The sequence below is a fragment of the Pseudomonas sp. Tun-23181 genome, from assembly GCF_057415455.1.
Map to the genome: position 1 here is coordinate 4,405,645 of NZ_CM171630.1, position 19,422 is coordinate 4,425,066.

Here is a 19,422-nt window from a genome sequence, read left to right on the forward strand (position 1 = left end):
GCCGCAGGTACGCCCCCTGCCGTTGCGCTATAGTTGCGCCCTTACGTACATGCTGCCGAAGAGTTTCCTTCCCATGCTCGACAAAGGATTGTTGCTGGCCTGCGTGCTGGCCCTGCTCAGTGCCTGTGATTCTTCCTCGCCGGACAAGCAGCCCGCGCCCGCCGAAAAGCCGGCCGCCACTGCCCCTGCCGAAACCGCCGCACCCAGGCAAGAAGACCCGGCCGCCCTCGCCAAGCGCTACGAAGGCCGTGAGCTGACCGTGCTGGACGTCTCGGAGGTCCAGCTCGACGGCGCCAGCAGCCTGTCGATCAGCTTCTCCGCGCCGTTGGATGCCAACCAGGACTTCGCCGCCAAGGTGCACCTGGTCGACACCGTCAAGGGCAAGGTCGACGGTGCCTGGGAGCTTGCCGAGAACCAGATGGAGCTGCGCCTGCGCCACCTGGAACCCCAGCGCAAGCTGGTGCTGACCGTCGACAAGGGCCTGCTGGCGGTCAATGGCAAGCGCCTGGAGAAGGAGTCGATCAGTCGCCTGGAAACCCGCGACCTGCAACCCACCGTGGGCTTCGCCAGCCGTGGTTCGCTGCTGCCCACGCGCCTGGCAGAAGGGCTGCCGGTGATCGCCCTGAACGTCGACAAGGTCGACGTGGAGTTCTTCCGCATCAAGCCGGACATGCTCTCCAGTTTCCTGGTCAACTGGGGCCGCAACAGCAGCCTGTACGACTACCAGTCGAAGGAGACCCTGGAGATGGCCGACCTGGTCTACAGCGGCCGCTTCGACCTCAACCCGGCACGCAACACCCGTGAAACCGTGTTGCTGCCGATCGCCGGGATCAAGCCGTTGCAGGAGCCAGGCGTGTACTTGGCGGTGATGCGCGCCTCGGGTACCTACGACTACTCGCAGCCGGCGACCCTGTTCACCCTCAGCGACATCGGCGTTTCCGCCCACCGTTACCGCGACCGCCTGGACGTGTTCGCCCAGGCCCTGGAGGGCGGCAAGGCACTGGCAGGCGTGAACCTGGAACTGCACGACGGCAAGGGCAAGCTGCTGGCCCAGGCCGAGACCGACGGTCGCGGCCATGCCCAGTTGCCGATCACGCCCAAGGCCGACACCCTGATCGCCACCCAGGGCGTGCACACCACCCTGCTGCGCTTGAACACCGCTGCCCTGGACCTGGCCGAGTTCGATATCACCGGCCCCCAGGCCAACCCGCTGCAGTTCTTCATCTTCGGCCCGCGCGACCTGTATCGTCCGGGCGAGACCGTGCTGCTCAATGGCCTGCTGCGCGACCAGGACGGCAAGCCGGTGAAGGCCCAGCCGGTGACCGTGGAGGTCCGCCGGCCCGATGAGCAGGTCAGCCGCAAGTTCGTCTGGGAGGCCGATGCCAATGGCCTGTACCAGTATCAGTTGCAACTGGCGGGCGAGGCGCCGACAGGTCGCTGGCAGTTGTTGCTCGACCTGGGCGGCGGGCGCAAGCAGGTCCATGAGTTCCTCGTCGAAGACTTCCTGCCCGAGCGCCTGGCCCTCGAGCTCAAGGGCAGCAGCACGCCGCTGAGCCCGGAGCAGACGGCCCATGTCCACGTCAATGGCCGCTACCTCTATGGCGCCCCGGCCGCCGGCAACCGCCTGAGCGGGCAGGCCTACCTGCGCCCTCTGCGCGAGGCGGTACCGGCGTTGCCGGGCTACCAGTTCGGCTCGGTCACCGAGAGCGAGCTCAACCAGGACCTGGAACTGGACGAAGTCACCCTCGACCAGGCCGGCAAGGCCCGTCTGGACATCGAGAGCCGCTGGGCCGAGGCCCGTTCGCCCCTGCAACTGACCGTCCAGGCCAGCCTGCAAGAGTCTGGCGGCCGGCCGATCACCCGCCGTCTCGAGCAGCCGATCTGGCCAGCCGAGCGCCTGCCGGGGCTGCGCGGCCTGTTCGACGGCGACGAGACCGATGGCGATGCCCCGGTGCAGTTCGAGTTCCTGGTGGCCGACCGCGAAGGCCACAAGCTGGCCGCCGATGCGCTCAAGGTGCGCTTGGTCCGCGAGCGCCGCGACTACTACTGGAACTACTCCCAGAGTGACGGCTGGAGCTACAACTACAACGAGAAGTTCCTCACCCAGAGCGAGGAGACCGTCAGCGTCAAGGCCGGGGGTACCGCCAAGCTGAGCTTCCAGGTCGAGTGGGGACCGTACCGGGTCGAGGTGGAAGATCCGCAGACCGGGCTGGTCTCCAGCGCGCGTTTCTGGGCCGGCTACCGCGCCCAGGACAACGCCGAAGGCGGTGCGGTGCGCCCAGACCAGGTCAAGCTGGCCCTGGACAAACCGGCCTATGCCGACGGCGCCACCGCCAAGGTCACCGTGACCCCGCCAGCCGCCGGCAGCGGCTACCTGATGATCGAGTCCAGTGACGGTCCGCTGTGGTGGCAGGAGATCGAGGTGCCTGCCGAGGGCAAGGCCTTCGACGTGCAACTGGACAAGAACTGGGCGCGCCATGACCTGTACATCAGCGCGCTGGTGATCCGCCCCGGCGAGCGCAAGGCCAACGCCACGCCCAAGCGCGCCGTGGGTGTGCTGCACCTGCCACTGGAGCGCACCGAGCGCAAGCTCGCCCTGACCTTGCAGGCGCCGGAGAAGATGCGGCCCAAGCAGCCACTGACGGTGAAGTTCAAGGCCGCCAATGCCGATGGCAGTACGCCCAGGCACGTGCATGTGCTGTTGTCTGCGGTGGACGTGGGCATCCTCAACATCACCGACTTCAAGACCCCCGACCCGTTCGCCAGCCTGTTCGGCCGCAAGGCCTACGGCGCCGACCAACTGGACATCTACGGCCAGTTGATCGAAGCCGGCCAGGGCCGCCTGGCGAGCCTGGCATTCGGTGGCGACGCGGCCATGGCCAAGGGCGGCAAGCGCCCCAACACCACGGTGACCATCGTCGCCCAGCAGAGCCTGCCGGTGACCCTCGATGCGCAGGGCGAGGGCCAGGCCACCGTCGAGATCCCCGACTTCAATGGCGAGTTGCGCCTGATGGCCCAGGCCTGGAGCGACGATCGCTTCGGCATGGCCGAAGGCAAGACGGTGGTTGCCGCACCGCTGATCGCCGAACTGTCGACACCGCGCTTTCTCGCCGGCGGCGACCGCACCAGCCTGGCCCTGGACCTGGCCAACCTGTCGGGGCGGGCCCAGCAGTTGAGCGTGCAGGTCAGCGCCGGGGGCCAGTTGAGCCTGGCCGGCGAGGGCTCGCAGAGCGTCAGCCTGGCCGAGGGCCAGCGCAAGACCTTGCTGATCCCGGTGCAGGCCCAGGGCGGCCTCGGCCAGGGCAAGGTGCAGGTGCGGGTCGAGGGCCTGCAATTGCCGGGCGAACCGGTCAACGCCTTCGAGCGTGAGTGGACCCTGGGCATTCGACCGGCCTACCCAGCGATGCTCAAGCACTATCGCGTCGCCTTGAAGGACCAGCCCTGGACCTTGCCGGAAGGCGACCTGGCGGCGTTCGAACCGGCCGGCCTGGAAGCCAGCCTGGCGCTTTCCAGCCGCCCGCCGCTGAACCTCGCCGAGCAGATCCGCGCCCTCGAGGCATACCCCTACGGCTGCCTGGAGCAGACCGCCAGCGGGCTGTACCCGTCGCTCTATGCCGATGCCGAGAGCCTCAAGCGCCTGGGCATCAAGGGCGAGCCGGCCGATGTGCGCAAGCGCAAGATCGAGATGGGCATCGAGCACCTGCTGGGCATGCAGCGCTACAACGGCAGCTTCGGCCTGTGGAGCTCGGACAGCGAAGAGGAATACTGGTTGACCGCCTATGTCACCGATTTCCTCCTGCGCGCCCGCGAGCAGGGCTTCGGCGTGCCGGCCGAGGCGCTGAAGAAGGCCAACGAGCGCCTGTTGCGCTACGTGCAGGAGCGCAACCTGATCGAGGTGGACTACAGCCAGAACGCCGATCACACCCGCTTTGCCGTGCAGGCCTACGCGGCCCTGGTGCTGGCGCGCAACCAGCAGGCTCCGCTGGGCGCTCTGCGCAGCCTGTTCGAACGGCGCAGCGATGCCCGCTCCGGCCTGCCCTTGGTGCAACTGGCGGTGGCGCTGGACAAGATGGGCGACAAGCCTCGTGCCCAGCAGGCGCTGCAGGCAGGCCTGGGTGCCGGCCGCAGCGAGGGCTGGATGGCCGACTATGGCAGTGCCCTGCGTGACCAGGCGCTGATCCTGGCATTGCTGCAGGAGAACGAGCTGGCCAGCGACCAGGTCGACCAGCGCCTGTTCGCGCTGTCTGACGAACTGGCGGCCAATCGCTGGCTGTCGACCCAGGAGCGCAACGCCCTGTACCTGGCCGGCCGCGGCCTGCTGGGCAAGCCGGAAGGCCAGTGGCAGGCACGCCTGGACAGCGCTGGGGAGGTTCGCGCGTTCAACAATGCCGAGTCGGGCATGAAGCTCGAAGGGGCGCTGCTGAGGTCGCCGCTGACCGTGCAGAATGAAGGCAGCGAGACGCTCTACCAGCAACTGACCCTCTCCGGCTATCCGCGTCAAGCACCGGCGGCAGGCGGCAATGGCCTGGAGATCCGCCGTGAGTACCTGGGCATGAACGGCCAGCCATTGGACCTGCGCAACCTGCGCAGTGGCGACCTGGTGCTGGTGCACCTGGCGCTGAAGGCCAGTACCCAGGTGCCGGATGCGCTGGTGGTCGACCTGCTGCCGGCGGGCCTGGAGCTGGAGAACCAGAACCTGGCGCAGAGCGCTGCCAGCCTGGACAACGCCAGCAGCACGGTGAGGCAGTGGCGCGAATCGATGCAGAACGCCAACGTGGTGCATCAGGAGTTCCGCGACGACCGCTATGTGGCGGCGCTCAAGCTCGACAGCTATGGCACCACGCACCTGTTGTACCTGGCCCGGGCGGTGACGCCAGGCACCTACCGCGTGCCGCCGCCGCAGGTGGAGTCGATGTACCGGCCGAACTTGCAGGCGGTCGGGGAAGGGCAGGGGGAGGTGATCGTTAGAGGTCGCTGACGTTCGAGCTTCGAGCCGCAAGCTGCAAGCGGTAAGAAAAAACAGCCGGCGCCGGCCAGTGCGGGCAGTGGTGACTTTCAGATTTTGGGGGCGTTGCGCGCCCCATCGCCGGCAAGCCCCACAGGGGCTTGTGGTGTTCGCGAATCATGTGCCATGCAGCGGGCCTTGTGGGAGCCGGCTTGCCGGCGATGGGCTGCAAAGCAGCCCCACTGCCGCCTAACAGGCTGGCCAGGCTGCTATTGGCCTTTCTTGCAGCTTGTGTTCCGCTACTAGTGCACCACCCAGCTCAACACCCACAGCCCGAGCAGTAACCAGATGATCCCGAGGATGATCGAGGCACGCATGAACGCGCGCACCGCCGAGTACAGCAGCATCAGGCCAATGACCAGCGCGAGGATGCTGACCAGCGAGGTGTCCATCCCCAGCGTGCGTGCCAGGCCATCGATGAAATTACCCCCGGCGTTGGCCAGCAGGTTGAACAGGCCGCTCAATCCGTCGACGATGAAGCGGATCAACGAACCCAGTGCCTGGCCCAGCCACTCGAAAAAACCTTCTACATGCATAGTCGCTTCCTGATGATCGAATCGGCGTGGGTGCCGTTCCCAAGCCTTTGGCCATTAGCTGGCCAGGTCGGTTCCCGATGCCAATGTTAGCCTGCCTGCGTACGCGCACCGCAAGGGCCCTGCGGGGCGTCGGCGTGGCCGGCCTGGTGGCCGTGGCGCTGCTGTGGCTGGCTGACCGCCTATGGCCCTTGCCCCTGCCAGGCGACGACCAGGCGCGGGTGGTGCTGGCCGAGGACGGCACACCGCTGTGGCGTTTCGCCGATGCCGAGGGCGTATGGCGCTACCCAGTCAGCCCTGACGAGGTGTCGCCGCTGTACCTGGAGGCGCTGCTGACCTATGAGGACCGCTGGTTCTACCATCATCCCGGGATCAACCCGCTGGCCCTGGTCCGGGCGGCCTGGCTCAACCTGCGCGGTGGGCGTGTGGTCTCTGGCGGCAGCACCTTGTCGATGCAGGTGGCGCGCCTGCTCGATCCGCACGACCGCACCCTGGCAGGCAAGCTGCGCCAGCTGTGGCGCACCGTGCAACTGGAGTGGCACCTGTCCAAGCGCGAGATCCTGCAGCTCTACCTCGACCGTGCCCCCTTCGGCGGCACCTTGCAGGGCGTGGCGGCGGCCAGCTGGGCGTACCTGGGCAAGTCGCCGAAGCACCTCACCCCGGCCGAGGCGGCGCTGCTTGCCGTGCTGCCCCAGGCCCCCAGCCGGCTGCGTCCCGACCGCCACCCCGAACGTGCCCAGCGCGCCCGCGACAAGGTCTTGCAGCGCCTGGCCGAGTACCAGGTGTGGCCGGCCCGGCTGATCGAGGAGGCGCGTGAGGAACCCTTGCTCCTCGCGCCGCGCCAGGAGCCAGCCCTGGCGCCCCTGCTGGCCCGTCGGCTGAACCGCCCGGGTAGCCCGCCGTTGATCCGCACCACCCTCGATGCGGCCTTGCAACGGCGTCTGGAAGACCTGCTGCTGGGCTGGCGGGCCCGGCTGCCGGAGCGCACCTCGGCGGCGTTGCTGGTGGTCGAGGCAAAGACCATGGCGGTGCGTGCCTACCTGGGCTCCCTCGACCTCAACGATGCACGCCGCTTTGGTCATGTGGACATGGTCCATGCCCTGCGCTCGCCCGGCTCGACGCTCAAGCCGTTTCTCTACGCCATGGCCCTGGACGATGGCCTGATCCATTCCGAGTCGTTGCTGCAGGATGTGCCACGGCGTTACGGCGACTATCGTCCCGGCAACTTCTCCATGGGCTTCAGCGGCCCGGTCTCGGCCAGCTCGGCCCTGGCCCTGTCGCTCAACTTGCCGGCGGTGCAGTTGCTGGAGGCCTACGGGCCGAAGCGCTTCGCTGCGCAGATGCGCATGGGCGGCATGCCGTTGATGCTGCCGCCCCTGGCCGAGCCGAACCTGTCGTTGATCCTCGGCGGGGCAGGTAGCCGGCTGGAGGACCTGGTCGGCGGTTATGCGGCACTGGCCCGCGAAGGCAAGAGCGCGCGTATCCGCCTGCAGCCCCAGGACCCACTGCTGGAGCGGCGGCTGCTGTCGCCCGGTTCGGCCTGGATCGTTCGCCGTATCCTCAGCGGCCAGGCCCGGCCGGACCGCGATCGGCATGCCGAGCTGGTGCCGCGCACGCAACTGGCCTGGAAGACCGGCACCAGCTATGGCTTTCGCGATGCCTGGTCGGTCGGTGTGGGGCCACGCTACCTGATCGGCGTGTGGATCGGGCGCCCCGACGGTACCCCGGTGCCCGGCCAGTTCGGCCTGGCCTCGGCGGCGCCGTTGATGTTGCAGGTGCATGACCTGCTGAGCAACCGCGACAGCCAGCGGGGCATCGCCGCGCCGGCGGAGCACGTACCGGCGAGCGTTGGCGTGGCGGCGATCTGCTGGCCGTTGGGCCAGCCCATGCCGCGCCAGGACCCCAACTGCCGCCGCCAGCGTTTCGCCTGGACCCTCGACGGCACCACCCCACCGACCTTGCAGGCGGCCGACCAGCCGCTGGGGTTGGGGTTGCGCGAGACGGTCTGGGTCAATGACCAAGGGCTGCGGGTCGATGCCAGTTGCAGCGGCGCCCAGGCCCGCGACGTGGCGCTGTGGCCGGCGCCACTGGAGCCCTGGCTGCCTCGTGTAGAGCGCCGTGCCGCACGCCTGCCGGCGCTGGACCCCGCCTGCCCGCCACAGGTACCGGCCAGCGCGCCGCCGTTGTCGATCGTCGGGGTGCGCCCCGGCGACAACCTGCGCCGTCCGGCCACCAGCCGCGAGCCTTTGCAACTGCACGTCTCGGCACTGGGCGGCGGCGGCCAGCGCTGGTGGTTCCTCAATGGCCGGCCCCTGGGCGAGACCCGTGGCCAGGACAGCCTGCTGGTGCGTTTCGAACAGGCCGGGCACATTGAGCTCAGTGCGCTGGATGAAAGCGGTGAGACGGCGCGGGTGGAGTTTCAGGTGAACGAGTGAAGGGAGCGGGGCGGCGATGGGCTGCGAAGCAGCCCCAGTGTCACTTGACTGACCGGTTTGTCCCGCGAGTGGGCTGGTTTGATGCCTTACAGCCTAGGACTTGCCCTACGCGATTTGTCGATCGCCTTCCGATTGCATGGGAAAGCCCACCCCTCTAGCCTTTGCGCATGCGTGCAGGCAGGGGAGCGTGTCTTGAGTTTTCGATTATTTCGTTTAGAGTCGGAGAGTAATGGCATGGCGAATGGGAGCGTGGTCATGAGCTTGTCGAAACGAGCCGACTTTCCAGAGTCTCGAGAGATTGCCGCGGCGGTTCAAGGGCAACGGGACCTTGCGGCTTTTCTCTGTACCAAGACACAGATGCAACGAATCGAAATCTACGACACCGACAACAAGGCCCATGCGGTCGAATTGCCGACCAGCGCGTTGCGGTTGTTGGTGGATATCCTCGGAGAGCTGGCGCAAGGAAACTCAGTCCGGGTGGTGCCGATACATGCCGAACTGACGACGCAGGAAGCGGCAGACTTACTGAATGTCTCGCGTCCACACCTGGTGAAGCTGCTGGAGGAGGGGAAGCTGCCTTTCCATAAGGCCGGCCGCCATCGTCGGGTACTGTTCTCGGACCTCATGACTTACAAGCAAAAAAGGGATCAAGCCAGCCGCAAGGCCTTGGATGAGCTTGCAAACCTCTCTGAAGAGCTTGGGCTGGGCTATTGATGCGGGAGTCGTCCTTCATCGCTATCTACGATGCATGTGTACTGTATCCGGCCCCTCTTAGGGATTTGCTCCTGAGGCTAGCGGGCAAGGGACTCTATAGGGCCAGATGGACATCGAGGATCGATGAGGAATGGAAACGAAATCTCCTGCGTAATCGCAAGGATCTGGCCCAGGTGCAACTCGACCGTGTTTCTCGGTTGATGGAAGCCGCCATTCCCGATGCACTCGTCACTGAATACGAGCAGCTATGCGAGTCGCTGTTGTTGCCTGACCCAGATGATGCCCACGTACTTGCTGCTGCAATCAGAAGCAATGCCGAGGTGATCGTCACGTTCAACCTGAAGGACTTTCCCGCCTCGACGCTGAAGTCCTACGGGGTGCAAGCGCAACATCCTGATGAGTTCATCATGGATCTCTGGGGGCTGGATCAGGCAACGGTGCTTGCCACTATGGCTGAAATGCGTCGCTGTCTGGTCCGCTCTCCCTACACTCCCGAAACCTTCGTTGAATGCATTCTGAAGCAGGGGCTGCCGCAGACGGCCAGCGCCCTGAATGACTACATCATGCTCATATGAGCTTCATTGCCCCACCACCTGCATCCTCGGTTTGGGAAACAGATTCTCCAGGGTCTCCAGCAACCGTGCGTGATAGATCGGCTTGCGGAACAGGTCGAGCACCTGCAGGCGCAGCAGGTCGCTGACATCTTCCAGGTCCGCATGGCCGGACATGACGATCACCGGCAGGTGCTGGCGGTCCGTGTGGTCGCGCAGGCGCTTGATCAGGCCGATGCCGCTCTCCTCGGGCATGCGCAGGTCGGTGATGACCAGGGCCACGTCCGGGTGGCGGGTGAGCTGTTGCAGGGCAGCCTTCACGGACGTCGCGGTGTGGCAGCAGAAACCTTCGTTCTCCAGCAGTTCGGCGAGTTCGAGCAGGGCCTCTTCCTCGTCGTCGACCAGGAGGATCTGTTGACGCAAGGAAGAGGTTGGCATGGTCGTCTCCAGTGGATGGGGAAAGATGCCTGCATTGGGGGCGGGCGATCATTAACCAGCATCAGGTGTTATGGCTTCCGAGATGGTTGTCATGATGCTATCCACATGCCCCGAGATATCGCCGACGAACCCCGCCAGCACTACCGCGACCATCGCCGCGATCACCGCGTACTCGATACCGGAAGCTCCGTCCTTGCGTTTCAGGAAGTTCTTGCAGTGGAAAAGGATCTGTTGCAGCAACATGGCACAACTCCTTGCGCGATCAGCGGCGGTAGGCGGGGCCATATGGGTGATGCCCCTTTGCCACCATAGGATTGCCAAGCTGCGCGAAGCTGCAAATGTAAGAAAGCATTATCTCTAAAGTATTGGTTTGAAACGGCCGCGCTAAGTTTCTGTTTTTACAGCGCGTCAATTTTTCGGCTGCGAAAAAGCCCGCCGGCTCATGGCGAATCGTCGACGCTGCGCTACCGTGCAATAGCAAAATAATTACTTTTTGCCATCATTGGGTGCCAGGCGCAGGGAGGGCGGAAATGAGCAGTCGCTTGACCATGATTCTCGCCGTCTTGTTCTTGTTCGCCGCGGTGCTGGCCGGCTACTGGGGGCTGGTTCTCAGCCGGCCGCCGGTACCGGCGGTGCAACCGGCCACCGTGGTGGCCGAAGCCCCCGTGCCACAGGTCGCCCCGGCACCGGTGAGGCCAGAGGAGCCGCCACGCTCGCCGATCGTGGTGCTGCGCCGCGACGTCGCCGCCCACACGCCATTGACCGAGGACGACCTGCTGGTGGAGCGCCTGCAGGTCGTGCCCGAGGGTGCGTTCCAGCGGCTCGAGCAGGTGCTCGGGCGCAGCAGTGCACGCCCGCTGGCGGCGGGCAGTTGGCTCGACGAAACCAGCTTCCAGGCCGGTGGGCCGCTGGCGCGGATGATCCGTCGGCATGAGCGCGCGGTGGCGGTGGCCGTGGACGAGGTGATCGGCGCCGCTGGGCAGGTACGGCCAGGCGACTATGTCGACGTGCTGCTGTTCCTGCGTGAGGAAAACAACAACCCGCAGGCCACCGCCCAGGTGGTACTGCCGGCCTTGCGCGTGCTCAGCGTCGGCGAGCAGATGGGCCTGGCCAACGATGGCCGCCCGGCGCAGACCGCCGAAGAGCAGAAGGCGCGCCGCGAGTCGTTGGGCAACGCCACGCGCACCGTGGCCCTGGCCGTGCCCGAGGCGTTGGCCAGTCGCCTGATGCTGGCGGCCCAGGCCGGAACCTTGCGCCTGGCGGTGCGCAGCGCCGACGAACACTTGCTGGCGCGCTACTGGTCCGACCCCGAGGCCACGCCCCAGGTGGCCAATGCCCACCGCGATCTCTATCGCTTCAGCCAGCTGTCCCAGGTGGCGCCAGCCAAGGCGCCGTCCACCCGCACTGCGCCGGGCATGCAGGTCATCCGGGGTGCCCAGCCCGACGCTACCCACAAGACTCCCTGACCCAGCAAGGATGCCGCCATGCGTAGTACCGCGCGGATATTCAGACAGTTGTGCCATGCCCTGCCATTGATGGCGATGCTGCCGTTGGCCGAGGCGGCCAGCCAAGGCTGCGCGGCGTTCGCCCAGTTACCCTCGGTGATCGAGATGGACCAGGGCCTGCAGCAGGAGCTGCGTTTGCCGGTGGCCATCAGCCGGGTGGCGGTCGGCGAGCCGAAGGTCGCCGACGTCCAGGCCAGTGGCGAGCGTGCCGTACTGCTGACCGCGGTGGCGCCGGGCAACACCAGCCTGATGCTGTGGACCGCCTGCGCCCCGGCACCGCACCGGGCCATGTTGTTCGTCAAGGGGCGGGCCAGCGTGGACATGGCCGAGGGCGCGCTGTTGCCGTCCCAGGACCCGCAGTTGCCCAGCCAGGTGCAGGCCGATATCCGCTTCGTCGAGGTGCAGCGGGTCAAGTACAAGGAAGCTGGGGCGCGGTTGTTCTTCAAGGGTTCGAACAATAGCCTGATCGGCTCGCCCGGTACCGTGCCCGCTACCGCTGTCACGCCTGGCGAGGTCCCCATCAACCGTCCGGCGATACCGCTGGACAACGGTGTCTTCAACATCGTCTGGGGCGGCGGTAGCAGCCGCTTCCTGGCGATGATCAACGCCCTGGAGAACAGCGGCTTCGCCTATACCCTGGCGCGCCCCAGCCTCACCGTGCTCAGCGGGTTCACCGCGAGCTTCCTGGCGGGCGGGGAAATTCCTATCCCGGTACCGAGCAGTGGCAGCGACAACGTCTCGATCGAGTACAAGGAGTTCGGAGTACGCCTGGCGCTGACCCCGACGGTGATCAGCCGCGACCGCATCACCCTCAAGGTGGCGCCGGAGGTCAGCGAGCTGGACTACAGCAACCCTGTGAACATCGCCGGCACCCTCGTCCCGGGCCTGAAGGTGCGACGCACCGACACCAGCATCTCCCTGGCCGATGGCGAGAGCTTCATCATCAGCGGCCTGGTCAGCAGCAACACCCGCTCTGCCGTGGACAAGTTCCCGGGCCTGGGCAACCTGCCGATCATCGGCGCGTTCTTTCGCCAATCGACGCTCAACCGCGAAGACACCGAGCTGCTGATGATCGTCACCCCACACCTGGTCCAGCCACTGGCGGCCAATGCACGGCTGCCACAACTGCCAGGCGAGCACTTGCGTACCTACGACCCCAGCTGGGGCCAGCTGTTCTTCCTGGAAAACGGCAACTTCGACGGCCGTAGTGGGTTATCACGATGAGCGAGAGCCTGAACCAGACCTACCTGGCCATCACCCGCAACGAGGACGACCTGCACTGGCTGCAAGGCGCCTTGGCGCCGCTGGGCCAGGTGATCGGCGCCAGCGGCGGCAGCCTCGACGAGTTGCTGGCGCTGGTCGATGTGACCTTCAGCAACCTGGTGTTCATCGGCCTGGACCGTGAGCAACTGGTCAACCAGTGCGCCTTGATCGAAGGTGTGCTGGAGGCCAAGCCGATGCTGGCGATCGTCGCCCTGGGCGATGGCATGGACAACCAGTTGGTGCTGCACGCCATGCGCGCCGGGGCACGCGATTTCGTCGCCTACGGCTCGCGGGCCAGCGAAGTGGCCGGGCTGGTGCGGCGCCTGGGCAAGCGCCTGCCGGCGGTGGCCAGCAACCCCAGCCTGGGTGGCCTGAGCGTGCTCTACGGTGCCCAGCGTGGCGCCGATGGTGCACTGCTGACCACCCACCTGGCGCGAGTGGTCCAGGAGAGCGGCCAGCAGACCCTGCTGCTCGACCTCGGCCTGCCGCGCGGTGACAGCCTGGCGCTACTGGGGCTGGAGGCGTCGTTCTTTTTCGGCGACGCCCTGCGCCACTTGCGCCGCCTCGATGCCACCCTGATCGACAGCGCCTTCACGGCCGACAAGGGCGGCCTGCGCATCCTCGCCTACGCCGAGAGCGACGTGCCGCTGGCGCAATCGAGCACCGCCGAGCTGTACATGCTGCTCAGCGCCTTGCGCCAGCACTTCCAGCACATCGTGGTCAACCTCGCCGGGCAGGCCGACAGCGAAGCCCTGCGGACCATCGTCAGCCATTGCGACAAGCTGATCCTCTATACCGACCAGAACATCCTCGACTGCCGGCGCAACCTAGAGGTGCTGGAGCAGTGGCGTGACCGTGGCATCAAGCTCGAGCATGCCGGCCTGCTGGTGGACCGCTACCTGCGCCAGGTGGCGCCGGATGCCGATGCCCTGGCCAAGCGCTACGGCCTGCCGTTGCTCAAGGTGCTGCCCTACAGCCCCGAGGTGCGCCTGAATGCCAAGAACCAGGGGGCGAGCCTGTTCGAGCTGGCGCCGCGGGAAAGCCTGACCCAGGCCTTGCGCGGCTTGGGCGAGCGCCTGGCGCGGCGCTCGGAGAACCTGGCGACACCCACCTTCACCTGGTTTCGCCGCCTGTGGAGCAGCAAATGAGTGGCGACGAACCCTTCGGCGGGCCACGCCATGCCGCGGCAGACCCGCAGGCACTCAAGCGGGCCCTGCACCGTTTCGTCATCGATGCCATCGAAGACAGCGGGCGCAACCTGCTGGAGGGCGCGCGGCCGGCCCTGACCCAGTTCGTCGTGGAGCAGGTGGGCGACTATGTGGCGCGCCTGCACCTGGCCTTGTCACGCTACGAGATGGAGCGCCTGGCCGAGGAACTGGTCGACGAGCTGACCGGCTATGGCCCGCTGGAAGTGCTGCTGCGCGATGCCAGCGTCACCGAGATCCTGGTCAACGGCCCGTACCGGGTGTTCGTCGAGTGCGCCGGGGTGCTGCAGCAGACCGACCTGCGTTTCATCGACGCCCATCATGTGGAGCGGGTGATGCAGCGCATCCTCGCCCCGCTCGGCAGGCGCCTGGACGAGTCCTCGCCCATGGTCGATGCGCGCCTGCCCGACGGCAGCCGGGTCAATGCCATCATCCCGCCGGTGGCGCTGGACGGCCCTTGCCTGTCGATCCGCAAGTTTCGCCAGGACATGCTCAAGAGCGCTGACCTGCTGGCCACCCGGGCCATCGACCAGGCCATCTTCGACTTCCTCGAGCGCGCCGTGGGGCGGCGCTGCAACATCCTGGTCAGCGGCGGTACCGGCACCGGCAAGACCACCCTGCTCAACATCCTCAGCCAGATGATCGCCCCCCAGGAGCGCCTGGTGACCATCGAGGACGTCGCCGAGCTGCAGTTGCACCACCCTCATGTGGTGCGCCTGGAAACCCGCCCGCCGAACGCCGAGGGCCACGGCGAGATCAAGGCCAGCGAGCTGATCCGCAATGCCCTGCGCATGCGCCCGGACCGTATCCTGCTCGGCGAGATCCGCGGCGCCGAGGTGCTCGATGTGCTCACGGCGATGAACACCGGGCACGACGGCTCGATGAGCACGGTGCACGCCAACACCGCCCAGGACGCCCTGCTGCGGCTGGAAACGCTGGTCGGCCTGACCGGGCGGCAGGTCGCCGAGAAGACCCTGCGGCAGATGATCTGCGCGGCGCTCGACGTGGTGATCCAACTGACCCGCCTGGCCGATGGCCGGCGCTGCGTCAGCGAGGTGCTGGAAGTGGTCGGGGTGCGGGATGACGTCTATGTCACCAATACCCTGTTCCGCCTCGACCGACGCAGCGGCGAGGGCTTCCTGCGCGAGGCGCCGAACCCGGCGGGCGCCAAGCTGCGCCATGAGGGGGTGTTGTGATGGGGCCGTTGTTGCTCGCGCTGTCGCCGCTGTGCCTGGGCATCGCCGTGCTGCTGCTGCGTCTTGGCCTGCACAAGCGGGGCGAGGAGCGCATCCTCCAGCGCCTGGGGCGGGCCTACCAGGCCGTGCGCACGGGCAATGCCAGGCGCGACTGGCTCGACCCGCTGCTGCAGCGTGCCGGGCTGGCCCATGCCGGCTTCAGCCTGCGGCCTTGGCTGCTGGCCTGGTTCGCCCTGGTGCTGGCGGCCTGGCTGGTGTCTGGTTGGGTGGCGGCGCTGGCGCTGTTGCCGGGCATGCCGCTGCTGGCCTACCTCTACCTGCACGGGCGCTACCGCCGGCGCCTGGGGAAGATCATCGAGCAGTTGCCGGGGCTGCTGGACTACAGCGTTCGCAGCCTCAAGGCTGGGCGCACGCTGAGCGACGCGGTGCTCGGTGGTATCGACGGCACCCGCGAGCCCTTGCGCTCGGCCATGGGCCGGGTGCGGCGCAACGTGCAACTGGGCGTGCCGCTGGAGGACGCGGCAGGTGAACTGGCCGAGCTGTACGAGCAGGACGAACTACGCCTGTTCGCCCTTGGCCTGCGTATCAACCAACACTATGGCGGCAACGCCAGCGAGTTGCTGGAAAACCTGATCAAGCTGATCCGCGAGCGCGAGCAGGGGGCCCGGCAACTGCGGGCCATGACCGGGGAGACACGGGTAACCGCCTGGATCCTCGGTGCCTTGCCGTTGGCCATGGTCGGCTACTTCCTGCTGGGCAACCCGGGTTACCTGCTGGCCATGTGGCGTGACGACCACGGTCAGTGGATGCTGCTGTTCGCCTTCGCCCTCCAGGCCCTGGGTTGCCTGGTGCTGTGGCGCATGATGAGGCGCTTGTGAACATGGCCTTGCTGCTGTGCGCCCTGTGCCTGTTCGTGGCGTCCGCGCTGCTGGGCCTGCAGGCGGCGCGCCAGTGGCGCGCCCGGCAATTGGTCGCACGCCGCCTGCAAGGGCAGATGGCACGGGAGGAGCGCCTGGGGGACTGGTTGCACTGGTTGGGTAGCACGGCACTGGGGCGACGTTTGCAGACACTCGACGGCGAGACCCAGGCCCTGCTCGACCGGGTCGGTTGGCGGCGCAGCCGTCAGCGGGCGTTGTTCGCCGCCGTGCAGCTGGGGCTGCCGTTGCTGGCCGTGGGGATGACGTTGCTGTTGCAGCATGGCCTGGTGGGCGAAGGCCCAGGGCACTGGCTGGTGCTGCCCTTGTGCGCCCTGGGTGTCGGCTACCTGTTGCCCAAGCGCCTGCTGGCGGTGGCGGCGCAGCGGCGTCAGCAGCGCATTGCCCTGGAGGTCAGCCTGCTGATCCCGTTGCTGCGCATCCTGTTCGAGACTGGGCTTGCGGTCGAGCAGGCCTTGCGGGTGCTGAGCCAGGAGGGCCGCGGCCTGCTGCCGGAGATCAGCGAGGAGCTGCGCCTGGTACTGCAGCGGGTGGATTCGGGCCTTGCCCTGGGGCCGGAGCTGGAAAAGAGCGCCCACCTGCTGGCGGTGGACGAATTCATCGATACCTGCGTGATCCTGCGGCAGTTGCTGGTGCAAGGCAGCGGCGGGATGAAATCGCTGCAGGCGCTCAAGGCATTGCTCGACGACCGCCGCCTGACCCGCTTGCAGGAGCGGGTGTCGAAGATGTCGGCGAAGATGTCGGCGGTGATGATGCTGTTCTTGTTCCCGGCCTTGCTCATCGTCCTGGCCGGGCCGGGCTTTACCGCGCTGGCGCGGGCCTTGGGATCCTGAAGGGAGGGGAGGCGGATGAAAGCGCTGTTGTTGTTCACCGGGTTGTTGCTGCTCGCCGGTTGCGCCGGCCAGCCACCTGATGGCCTGGCCCGGCTGCTGGGCGCTGCCCAGTGCGGCAAGCCGGACGCCAACCAGCAGTTGGCCCTGAACCTGGCGGATGAAATGCTCAACGAAGGCCGGCCCCATGCCAGCCTGGCGCACCTGCAGCAGTTGCCGGATGCGCTCGACCAGGTGCGCCTGCGCAAGGCCAAGGTCTTGCGCTTGCTCGGGCGCAGCGAGGCCGAGCCGCTGTACCGTGGCTTGCTCGGTGGTTGCCTGGCGGCCGAGGGCGAGCATGGCCTTGGCCAGCTCGCCTCGGCCCGGGGCGACGATGCCCAGGCCCTGCGTCACCTGCAGCGGGCCGTGCGCCTGGCGCCGACCGACGAGAAGGTGCGCAACGACCTGGGCGTGGTGTTGATGCACCTGGGCGATCACGAGCAGGCGCGTTTCGAGTTTCTCACCGCGATCGAACTGAAGGACGACAACACGCTGCCGGCGGTCAACCTGGTGACCCTCGCGCTGGTCCAGGACAACTGGCAGCAGGCTGCCGACCTGGTGGCCCGGTTGCGGCTCAGGCCCGAACAGTTCGCCGAGGCCCAGGCCCGGGCGACGCAGTTGAAGACGAGCGGGCGTGGCGCGACGCCGCTCGGTTGAATCCAAGGGAGGAGATGCCCATGCTCAAGTGCGTGATCCTGTTGGTCGGCCTTGCCGGCCCCCTGGCAGCGTTGGCCGAGGAGCCGGCGCAGACGGCCACCGAAGCGCTCTTGCAGGTGCAGGCGAGCAACCAGCAGGCCTCGCCGACGCCACAGGTGCAGACCGCCCGGGAGCGGGAGCAGGCCCTGCAGCGCTGGCTGGACAGCTACAAGTACCCGATCCCCGAGGTTTTCCGCTGGCAGTCGGTTGGTTCGTCGGGTGACTGAGCTGGCTCATCTGGGACTGCTTCGCGCCCCATCGCCGGCAAGCCGGCTTCTGCGTCGATCTCAAGAGCGGCGCGGGCTCTATGGGAAATCTGGGAACAGAGACCGAAAGAGCAACGGGACCCTGTGGGAGCGGGCTTGCCCGCGAAAAGGGCGCCGCCATGCTAGTAATGCTGTTCACTTAAGCCATTGGGGCCGCCTTGCGGCCCTTCGCGGGCAAGCCCGCTCCCACAGGGGCCGCGTAAAGCCACTATCAGTTCTCTGCGTGACAGCGCAGCCCAAAGGCTGGGTAATCTCCTACAAGTACGCTGCAAACCTCAAGGAATGCACGATCCTGTGGGAGCGGGCTTGCCCGCGAAGGGCTGCAAGGCAGCCCCAATCGATGTCACATCAGACTTAAGTGAACAGCATCAGCCGCCGTGCCAGGGGCTTTCAATGGGCCGTAAAGCGCTGGTGCACCGGTGACGAACGCGGCGTCAGCGCCAGGGCCAGTTGGGTACGGTTGTGCATGTGGGTCAGGCGCAGGACCTGGGACACGTAGAGCTTGACCGTGTTCTCGGTGATGCCCAGCTCGCAGGCGATCTGGTAGTTGGTCTTGCCCTTGCTCACCAGCCTGGCGACTTCCAGCTGGCGCGGCGAGAGCTTCTCGAAGTTCGGCGGCAGTTCGGCCTCGGCCTCCTCGGGATCGCCGGCACGGCGCTGCACACCCAGGCCACGGGCCTTTTCCAGGTCGTGGTAGAGATCGTCGATGGACTCGGCCAGCTCCTGCAGGCGTTGGTTCAGCTTGCCCAGCTCACGCAGGTTGCGCTGGCGCTCCAGCAGCGCCTGCTCCTGGCGGCGCACGCCCTCGAGCAGCTCGTCCAGGTCGATGGGCTTCTGGTAGTAGTCGGCGAAACCTTCGCGCAAGGCGCGGATGACATCCTGCTTTTCGGCCCGCCCGGTGAGCATGATCGCCTCGAACATGCGCCGGCGCCCGGACAGCGCTTTCAGCATGCGGACCAGCTCGATCCCATCGCGTCCGGGCAGGTGCAGGTCGCACAGCACCAGGCCAATGCCGTCATCGGCCTGGTAGCGCTCGATGGCCTGCTCCGTGGAATGGGCCGGGACGCAGCCGTAGCCCTGGTACTCGAGAAATTCACACAACTGCTCGACGATCAACGCCTGGCCGTCGACGACCAGTAGCTTCACCTCACTGATGGATTTGTTCACGATCGACTCCCTGTTCGACTCGGTCCTGCTCCTGGGCCAGAGAGACTGGCCGCTAAAGACACTAGTCGCACTTTGCGAGTATGTACACGGGCTGTACGACGAATCTGGACCGAGTAGTCATTTACGGGATCCAGACGGCCGTCAGCAGGAAGCCCGCCAGCACGAAAGGCGCGAACGGTTGCTTCTCGTCGACCTCTTCGGCCAGTTGCTGCAAGCGTTTCCTCACCTTGGGGCTGAGCAAGGCCAGCAGGCGACGCCTGGCGAGCATCCAGGCCAGCACGGTGATGCCGGCGCCGATGAAGGTGCCGAGCACGTACTGGTGGCTGGTGGCCAGGGCCAGGGCGCCCATCAGCTTGACGTCGCCGGCGCCGAAACGGCCAAGCATGTAGCCGGGCAGGGTAAGCAGCATGACGATGGCCAGCGCCCAGCCGGCATCGCTGGGATCGGCGCCGATCCAGCTGTGGCCGGTGGCGAACAGCCAGGCCAGCGCAGCTGCGGCGACACCCAGTGTCAGGGCGTTGGAAAGCTGTCGTTCACGGATATCTTGTTCGGTGCACAAGGCAAGCCACATCAGGAGAACAATGCTTTGCATTGGCAAATTGCCATCCCTATTCGTTGAACGGTTCTATGCTGTCAGTCAGGTG

At 66.7% G+C, this 19,422-nt stretch carries 17 protein-coding genes; 12 read left to right on the forward strand and 5 right to left on the reverse strand.

Annotated features, from left to right (window positions below; genetic code table 11):
• The first annotated feature begins 73 nt into the window (after positions 1-73).
• The gene (locus tag ACDI39_RS20870; RefSeq protein ID WP_253081011.1) at positions 74-4,978 is read left to right on the forward strand and encodes an alpha-2-macroglobulin family protein; all 4,905 of its coding nucleotides are present in this window, start codon (positions 74-76) and stop codon (positions 4,976-4,978) included.
• 269 nt (positions 4,979-5,247) lie between these two features.
• Here the strand turns inward: ACDI39_RS20870 and ACDI39_RS20875 are convergent, their stop codons facing one another.
• Positions 5,248-5,541, reverse strand: coding sequence for a hypothetical protein (locus tag ACDI39_RS20875; protein WP_225790496.1), 294 nt, complete (start codon positions 5,539-5,541; stop codon positions 5,248-5,250).
• Positions 5,542-5,618: 77 nt separating this feature from the next.
• Between ACDI39_RS20875 and pbpC the strand changes: the two genes are divergently transcribed.
• The 3 genes from pbpC to ACDI39_RS20890 all read left to right on the forward strand — a co-directional run bounded on the left by pbpC (position 5,619) and on the right by ACDI39_RS20890 (position 9,262).
• Complete coding sequence (gene pbpC / locus ACDI39_RS20880; RefSeq protein WP_225790495.1) at positions 5,619-7,973, forward strand: peptidoglycan glycosyltransferase PbpC; 2,355 nt, start codon at positions 5,619-5,621, stop codon at positions 7,971-7,973.
• 255 nt (positions 7,974-8,228) lie between these two features.
• Positions 8,229-8,687: a helix-turn-helix domain-containing protein gene (locus ACDI39_RS20885; RefSeq protein ID WP_225790494.1), complete on the forward strand. Its 459-nt coding sequence runs from the start codon at positions 8,229-8,231 to the stop codon at positions 8,685-8,687.
• Positions 8,687-9,262: a PIN domain-containing protein gene (locus tag ACDI39_RS20890; RefSeq protein ID WP_225790493.1), complete on the forward strand. Its 576-nt coding sequence runs from the start codon at positions 8,687-8,689 to the stop codon at positions 9,260-9,262. The genes ACDI39_RS20885 and ACDI39_RS20890 overlap by 1 nt, the downstream gene beginning before the upstream one ends.
• Positions 9,263-9,265: 3 nt before the next feature.
• Here the strand turns inward: ACDI39_RS20890 and ACDI39_RS20895 are convergent, their stop codons facing one another.
• On the reverse strand, positions 9,266-9,676 hold the full coding sequence (locus ACDI39_RS20895; protein WP_225790492.1) for a response regulator: 411 nt from the start codon (positions 9,674-9,676) through the stop codon (positions 9,266-9,268).
• A gap of 51 nt (positions 9,677-9,727) precedes the next feature.
• Positions 9,728-9,919: a Flp family type IVb pilin gene (locus ACDI39_RS20900; protein WP_225790491.1), complete on the reverse strand. Its 192-nt coding sequence runs from the start codon at positions 9,917-9,919 to the stop codon at positions 9,728-9,730.
• A gap of 287 nt (positions 9,920-10,206) precedes the next feature.
• Here ACDI39_RS20900 and cpaB point away from each other — a divergent pair, with 287 nt between their 5' ends.
• The 8 genes from cpaB (at position 10,207) to ACDI39_RS20940 (ending at position 17,572) form a co-directional block, all read left to right on the forward strand.
• Positions 10,207-11,142: a Flp pilus assembly protein CpaB gene (gene cpaB / locus ACDI39_RS20905; protein WP_225790490.1), complete on the forward strand. Its 936-nt coding sequence runs from the start codon at positions 10,207-10,209 to the stop codon at positions 11,140-11,142.
• Between the two features lie 69 nt (positions 11,143-11,211).
• Positions 11,212-12,405 (forward strand): type II and III secretion system protein family protein, encoded by a 1,194-nt coding sequence (locus ACDI39_RS20910; RefSeq protein ID WP_225790512.1) that lies wholly within the window; start codon positions 11,212-11,214, stop codon positions 12,403-12,405.
• Positions 12,402-13,592 carry a CpaE/TadZ family protein gene (locus ACDI39_RS20915; RefSeq protein ID WP_225790489.1) on the forward strand — a complete coding sequence of 397 codons (1,191 nt, stop codon included), beginning with the start codon at positions 12,402-12,404 and terminating at the stop codon, positions 13,590-13,592. The genes ACDI39_RS20910 and ACDI39_RS20915 overlap by 4 nt, the downstream gene beginning before the upstream one ends.
• A complete protein-coding gene (locus tag ACDI39_RS20920; protein ID WP_486537009.1) occupies positions 13,589-14,845 on the forward strand; it encodes a TadA family conjugal transfer-associated ATPase in 1,257 nt (418 codons plus the stop codon). The genes ACDI39_RS20915 and ACDI39_RS20920 overlap by 4 nt, the downstream gene beginning before the upstream one ends.
• The gene (locus ACDI39_RS20925; protein WP_225790487.1) at positions 14,842-15,723 is read left to right on the forward strand and encodes a type II secretion system F family protein; all 882 of its coding nucleotides are present in this window, start codon (positions 14,842-14,844) and stop codon (positions 15,721-15,723) included. The genes ACDI39_RS20920 and ACDI39_RS20925 overlap by 4 nt, the downstream gene beginning before the upstream one ends.
• A 2-nt stretch (positions 15,724-15,725) precedes the next feature.
• The gene (locus tag ACDI39_RS20930) at positions 15,726-16,613 is read left to right on the forward strand and encodes a type II secretion system F family protein (protein ID WP_225790486.1); all 888 of its coding nucleotides are present in this window, start codon (positions 15,726-15,728) and stop codon (positions 16,611-16,613) included.
• 15 nt (positions 16,614-16,628) lie between these two features.
• Positions 16,629-17,306 (forward strand): tetratricopeptide repeat protein, encoded by a 678-nt coding sequence (locus ACDI39_RS20935; RefSeq protein ID WP_225790485.1) that lies wholly within the window; start codon positions 16,629-16,631, stop codon positions 17,304-17,306.
• A gap of 20 nt (positions 17,307-17,326) precedes the next feature.
• Positions 17,327-17,572, forward strand: a complete 246-nt coding sequence (locus ACDI39_RS20940; protein WP_253081013.1) for a DUF3613 domain-containing protein — start codon at positions 17,327-17,329, stop codon at positions 17,570-17,572.
• A gap of 429 nt (positions 17,573-18,001) precedes the next feature.
• Here ACDI39_RS20940 and ACDI39_RS20945 read toward each other — a convergent pair whose 3' ends face one another.
• Both ACDI39_RS20945 and ACDI39_RS20950 read right to left on the reverse strand, forming a co-directional pair.
• Positions 18,002-18,778, reverse strand: a complete 777-nt coding sequence (locus ACDI39_RS20945; RefSeq protein ID WP_225790483.1) for a response regulator transcription factor — start codon at positions 18,776-18,778, stop codon at positions 18,002-18,004.
• 121 nt (positions 18,779-18,899) lie between these two features.
• Positions 18,900-19,370 (reverse strand): prepilin peptidase, encoded by a 471-nt coding sequence (locus tag ACDI39_RS20950; protein WP_225790482.1) that lies wholly within the window; start codon positions 19,368-19,370, stop codon positions 18,900-18,902.
• Between the last annotated feature and the right edge of the window lie 52 nt (positions 19,371-19,422).